The following is a 5,282-nucleotide window of genomic DNA, read 5'->3' as shown; positions in this document are numbered from 1 at the left end:
CAGAACGCGACCGGCAACTGGATCAAGATCGTGCAGCGTCTGCCGGTGCGTATCCAGCTCGACCCGAAGGAACTGCAGGCGCATCCGCTGCGCATTGGCCTGTCGATGGATGTTGAGGCCGAAACGCGCGACGACTCCGGCACACAGCTCGCGGCCGCGGTGAATACGACCTATCACACCGATGTGTTTGCACAGTATGGTGAACAGGCCGATGCTGAGATCGCGAAGATCATCGGGCAGAACGAACTGGTGGCGCAGACGAAGACCGCTCAACCGTCTGCGATGAAAGTGAAGACTGCACAGCAGGCAGCAACGAAGGTGGCGATGGGGAATTGAGTGGGTGCGCCGAGGCTGTCGCGAGGCGCTCTCCACTTTCGTTCCCACTATCCACATTCTGATCTCGTTGCTGGCTGCAGAGGTGCCGCTGCTGCGCTGTTCTTGCTTCGTGCTTCCGAGCGATACCGGCTGGGGCTCTGACCAAACATTTTTTTGAAGGTCGAACTAAATGTGGTTTCGGACGCGTAGCCGACGGCAGCGGCGATACTCGAGAGATTGTTGTTTCCCGTTTTCAAGGCATCCTTAGCAATCGTCATGCGCCAGCGGATCAGATATTCCACTGGGGGCAATCCCACGAGCTCTTTAAAGCGCTCAATGAACGAGGTGCGTGACATGCCGACCTTCGACGCCAATTCCTCCACCTTCCAGCGACGGGCTATTTCTTCATGCACCATCCTTAGCGCAGAGCCGATCCTTGGATCGGACAACGCGCCCAGCCAGCCAGCCGATCTCGGGTTGGCGGCAAGATGCGCTCGCAGAATGTTCACCAGCACAATATTCGCGATGCTGCCCGCCATCGCCGCCGCTCCTGGCCGAACGGACTCTGTCTCTGCCCTGATCAATTCGAGGGCCGCACTCAACGATCTGGCATCGGGTGAATCCGCCGGAACGAGAACGAGCGGCGGCAGTAAATTCAGCAGCAAGCCGCTCATATCGCCATCGAATTCGAAGAGTCCCCCGACGCTAATCGTGCGCGATTCTCCCCGTCCATAGCGAACAATCCCATCCGCACCCAGGTGACTGGCAAACACCTTTTCGCCGTCTTGCGCTTGCACGCTGGGATCGCTGGCAAAACAGTAGGGCAATCCGTCCGTGAGGAGACAGAAGTCTCCCTCTTCCAACTTCGCGGGCTCGGTGACGCCTTCAATCCATACCCATCGATCACCCTTGATGACGCCGGCGAATTTGATGTGACGATAGGCGGGAAATCGCAGGGCCCAAGGCTCGGCGGCCTCAAAGCGCGCAGAAAGCACGCTTTTGACCTTCAGCAACGAGAACACGTCCGAAAGCGGATCCATGAGAAATATGTACGATGCAATAGAAAATTTGGCCAACTGATTATGGATTGAACGAACGTCGCGAGCAAGAATGGAGACTCACCGCTTCATTGGAACACCAACGCCATGACATATGACACCCCGATTCTTGCTTCGCAATTCGCCCATAGCAAAGACGAGCTGGTCGCCCGTTTGATCCCCTTTCTGCAAGAGGTCAAGGACATGACCACGAGCACCAAGGTCGAGCAATGGCTGAATGCAAAATATGGCGTTAAGAGCGACCTTTATAAGGAATTGTCACGACTGATCACCCTCGGTGTTCGGGAGGGTTGGGCGGCCGACATCGAAATTGCTGGCCCACGTTACCGTCGCTCACAACTCGGTGTGCCCAGTGCGGAGACGTTCTTTTTCAGCGCCACAGCGGTGCTGCTGGACAGCACGGATAACACCCAGAACAACCCGGAGGGCAGCTTCCGTGCTGGCTATCACTTGCACCCGTATGGCGAGATCAATCTGGTGGTCCCGCTCAATGAAGGCGCCGCGCTCGCAGGTCCGAACGGCTGGTGTTATGGCGGCTGGACTGCACCGGAGCCAGGCAGTCACCACTTTCCCGAAGTCAAGGACGGCGCTGTCATCTCGCTCACGTTTCTGCCTGCAGGACGGATCGCGTTCGACGTCAAACCGCCGCAGCATTGAAGCGCTCAGGCGTGCCGCATGCCCGCCGATGATCGATGCGCGCTACGGCTATCTGTGGTGAATCGGACCGAAGTATTTCTTCGCGGCGGGCTTCGGCAAGCAATACCTCATCGTGGACCAAGGCACGCAATCGTCGCAGCCGTGTGTTCATATCACGGCAAGGAGCGGAAAAAAATCGTGCGACGTCTGCTCGAAGAGTACGTCTCTATCGCGGCATAGCCACTCACAATCCGGCGAAAAAAAAAGCCCTCACGACGGAGGGCCTTCAGATCAGCGATCGGCACAAAACCTTACGCGAAATTCTTCTCGGCAAAGTCCCAGTTCACGATATTCCAATACGCTTCGACGAACTTCGGACGGGCGTTGCGATAGTCGATGTAATAAGCATGCTCCCACACGTCGATCGTCAGCAGCGCCTTGGCGTCCGTGGTGAGCGGCGTAGCAGCGTTGCTGGTCGACACCAGGTCGAGCGAGCCGTCCGTTTTCTTCACGAGCCATGCCCAGCCCGAGCCGAACGTGCCGACTGCGGTCTTGGCGAACTCTTCCTTGAACTTGTCGTACGAACCCCACTTGGCGTTGATTGCATCACCGAGTGCGCCCTTCGGTGCACCACCACCTTGCGGCGACAGGCTGTTCCAGAAGAACGTGTGATTCCACACTTGCGCAGCGTTGTTGAAGAGACCGCCCGATGCCTTCTTGACGATTTCTTCGAGCGACAGGCTTTCGAACTCCGTGCCCTTGATCAGATTGTTCAGGTTGGTCACATAGGTCTGATGGTGCTTGCCATAGTGAAACTCGAGCGTCTCTTCCGACATGTTCGGAGCGAGTGCGTTTTTCGCGAACGGCAGCGGCGGGAGCGTATGTTCCATGGTGCTTTCCTTCTATCTGTTTGTGGGGGAGGAGTCAGTCTGCGGATAACGCTGTAGAGCACTCGATTGTAGGCGAGTTGGAATAACCCCGCAAACCAGCGGACTTTATGTCCGGCATTGGTCAAAAGGCCCTGCGACGCACGCAAACCGGACGCAAACAAAGCGTCCGCAAGCGCCATGCCACGGTCACATGGACGGCTTACGCAAGCGTCAGAAATCGTCGGCCAAACGGGCTTGCACGTCTGCCAGCGTGATATCCGCAGTGCCTTCCGCAACATGCACGGTGAGGCGCCGGCCAGGCTTTAGCGATGAGGGCGCACGCACGGCGCGGCCGCTTTGCGCATCTAGCAAAGCCGCATAACCGCGCTCGAGCGTACGTTGCGGACTCAGCACTTCGAGGCGAGCCGTGAGCGTTGCGACACGCGCCGTTTGTCGTTCGTGTTGACGCAACACGGCGCTGTCGAGCCGCTGTGCGAGGGCATTCACGGCATTGCGATGAGCCGCGAGATCCGGACGCCAGCGCTGCCAGCGCATCTGCAGCAGCGAAAACCGTGCTCTGGCGTCACGTGCGGGACGCGCCCCCGCCGACGCAAGCCGTACGCTCAATTGCTGCAAATGCGTGCGCTGCCGCGCGAGCCGCTCGCCAGGCGAGACGAGTCGACGCGCGAGCCAGTCGAGTTGTTGTGCGCGCCGCTCCATCATGCGGCCGAAGCCGCGTGCGAGCGTCGCATGACGGTGATCGAGATCGCGCAGCAACAGCGCGCGTTGCGGACTGACGAGTTCGGCGGCCCCGGTTGGCGTCGGCGCGCGCACATCGGCGGCAAAATCGGCAATCGTGAAGTCCGTTTCGTGACCGACGCCGCTAACTACCGGCACACGGCTTTCGGCAATCGCACGCGCCAGCACTTCTTCGTTGAAGGCCCACAGGTCTTCGATCGAACCGCCACCGCGACACACGATCAGCACGTCCACCTCACGTCGCGCGTTCGCGGCTTCGACCATCGCCGCGAGTTTGGCACTCACGCCCACGCCCTGCACCGGCGCCGGATAGACGATTACAGGAATATGCGGCGCGCGGCGCTGCAATGTCGTCAAGACGTCGCGCAGCGCGGCAGCTTGCAATGAGGTGACGATGCCAATTGCACGCGGATGCGCGGGCAACGGCCGTTTGCGCTCCGCAGCGAAGAGCCCTTCCGCCTCGAGTTGCGCCTTGAGTTTCAGGAACGCTTCATAAAGCCGCCCTTGTCCGGTGCGACGCACGGCTTCGACATTGAGTTGCAGCTCGCCGCGCGGCTCATACATCGTCACCAGCGCACGCACTTCAATGCGGTCGCCTTCGCGCGGCGTGAACTCTGCGTGCTGGGCGCGCCCGCGGAACATCACGCAGCGCATTTGCGCCTGCGCATCCTTGATCGAGAAGTACCAGTGCCCGCTCGCCGCGCGGGTGAAATTCGACACTTCGCCCGCCACCCAGACCAGCGGGAACGAGCGTTCGAGCATCGAGCCAATGGCGCGATTGAGCGCCGACACGGGCACCACCACCTCGCCACCCGAGGTGGCCGAGGACGAAAAAGGACTATCGGATTGCATGCGAGACCGGGAAAGAATAAGCCGGACAGACGATAGACCGAGCAGCCATTTGCGTCCAGCGTGTTGTACAGATTGTTAAAAGTGTCCACATGGCGGGACCGTCTGCGGCGGTGCCGCAAAATCTCTTCCGAGAGCCCAATAAGTTGGAACCAACTCTTTGATTTATATGGATTTTATATCTCGTTAATATTACTGTTGCCCGACAAGGACCGCACGGAGCGGCCTTTCCAGCCTCATCGACGCCAGGTTCTCCACAAAGTTATCCACAGGCTGAAGCGCTACAGGATGCCCACGTCCAAGGTCAAGTGGACAGTTGCGCGACTTGCCGTTATTGACGCTCGCGCGCTAGAGTGCCGGGTCTCAGGGCATTAGCTTGCCTCGCCCCGTCCCGTTGAATTTGCCCGGAGAAACGCGTTGATCCTTGTCCCGTGTGTCGCGTCATCTGAAGCTATGTTGCCGTCGCAGGCCGCACCTCCGTTGGCAGCATGAGTGGAGTCAACAACCCGCTGGAGGCGCGTCTCGCGCATGAGTGGCAAAAGCGCGGGCCGCTCGCATGGGCGCTCCTGCCGCTCGCCTGCATCTTTGGTGCAATCGCTGCCGCGCGCCGTGCCGCCTTTTCGTTTGGCTGGCTGAAATCGGTACGCGTCGGCGTGCCGGTGGTCGTGGTCGGCAATGTCACCGTGGGTGGAACCGGCAAGACGCCCACTGTCATCGCACTGGTCGAAGCGTTGCGCGCGGCCGGCTTTCAGCCAGGCGTCGTGTCGCGCGGCTATGGGGCGCGCGTCGTCCGGCC

Annotated in this window: 5 protein-coding genes and 1 pseudogene; 3 read left to right on the top strand and 3 right to left on the bottom strand. The window is 59.8% G+C overall.

Annotation, left to right across the window (positions count from 1 at the left end; genetic code table 11):
• A pseudogene (locus WCA85_RS14675) lies at positions 1-336 on the top strand (EmrA/EmrK family multidrug efflux transporter periplasmic adaptor subunit); the annotation flags it as partial.
• Positions 337-383: 47 nt separating this feature from the next.
• Here WCA85_RS14675 and WCA85_RS14670 read toward each other — a convergent pair.
• The gene (locus tag WCA85_RS14670; protein ID WP_424065013.1) at positions 384-1,355 is read right to left on the bottom strand and encodes an AraC family transcriptional regulator; all 972 of its coding nucleotides are present in this window, start codon (positions 1,353-1,355) and stop codon (positions 384-386) included.
• Between the two features lie 105 nt (positions 1,356-1,460).
• On the opposite strand from WCA85_RS14670, the gene WCA85_RS14665 reads away from it, so the two are divergent.
• Positions 1,461-2,030 (top strand): DUF4863 family protein, encoded by a 570-nt coding sequence (locus WCA85_RS14665; RefSeq protein ID WP_424065011.1) that lies wholly within the window; start codon positions 1,461-1,463, stop codon positions 2,028-2,030.
• A 290-nt stretch (positions 2,031-2,320) separates the two neighbouring features.
• On the opposite strand, the gene WCA85_RS14660 is transcribed toward WCA85_RS14665, so the two are convergent.
• Positions 2,321-2,899 carry a superoxide dismutase gene (locus WCA85_RS14660; RefSeq protein WP_424065009.1) on the bottom strand — a complete coding sequence of 193 codons (579 nt, stop codon included), beginning with the start codon at positions 2,897-2,899 and terminating at the stop codon, positions 2,321-2,323.
• 210 nt (positions 2,900-3,109) lie between these two features.
• Positions 3,110-4,489 (bottom strand): exodeoxyribonuclease VII large subunit, encoded by a 1,380-nt coding sequence (xseA, locus tag WCA85_RS14655; RefSeq protein ID WP_424065007.1) that lies wholly within the window; start codon positions 4,487-4,489, stop codon positions 3,110-3,112.
• 485 nt (positions 4,490-4,974) lie between these two features.
• Between xseA and WCA85_RS14650 the strand changes: the two genes are divergently transcribed.
• A partial coding sequence (locus WCA85_RS14650) for a tetraacyldisaccharide 4'-kinase (protein WP_424065005.1) occupies positions 4,975-5,282 on the top strand: 308 nt, incomplete at its 3' end.

Origin of the sequence: Paraburkholderia sp. (assembly GCF_049581445.1) — a bacterium.
Lineage (GTDB): Bacteria > Pseudomonadota > Gammaproteobacteria > Burkholderiales > Burkholderiaceae > Paraburkholderia.
This window is presented reverse-complemented; position numbering and strand designations above follow the sequence as displayed.

Coding starts and splice junctions, on each gene's coding strand:
- WCA85_RS14670 (WP_424065013.1), bottom strand. CDS start 1,355: ATGGATCCGCTTTCGGACGTGTTCTCGTTGCTGAAGGTCAAAAGCGTG.
- WCA85_RS14660 (WP_424065009.1), bottom strand. CDS start 2,899: ATGGAACATACGCTCCCGCCGCTGCCGTTCGCGAAAAACGCACTCGCT.
- WCA85_RS14665 (WP_424065011.1), top strand. CDS start 1,461: ATGACATATGACACCCCGATTCTTGCTTCGCAATTCGCCCATAGCAAA.
- xseA (WP_424065007.1), bottom strand. CDS start 4,489: ATGCAATCCGATAGTCCTTTTTCGTCCTCGGCCACCTCGGGTGGCGAG.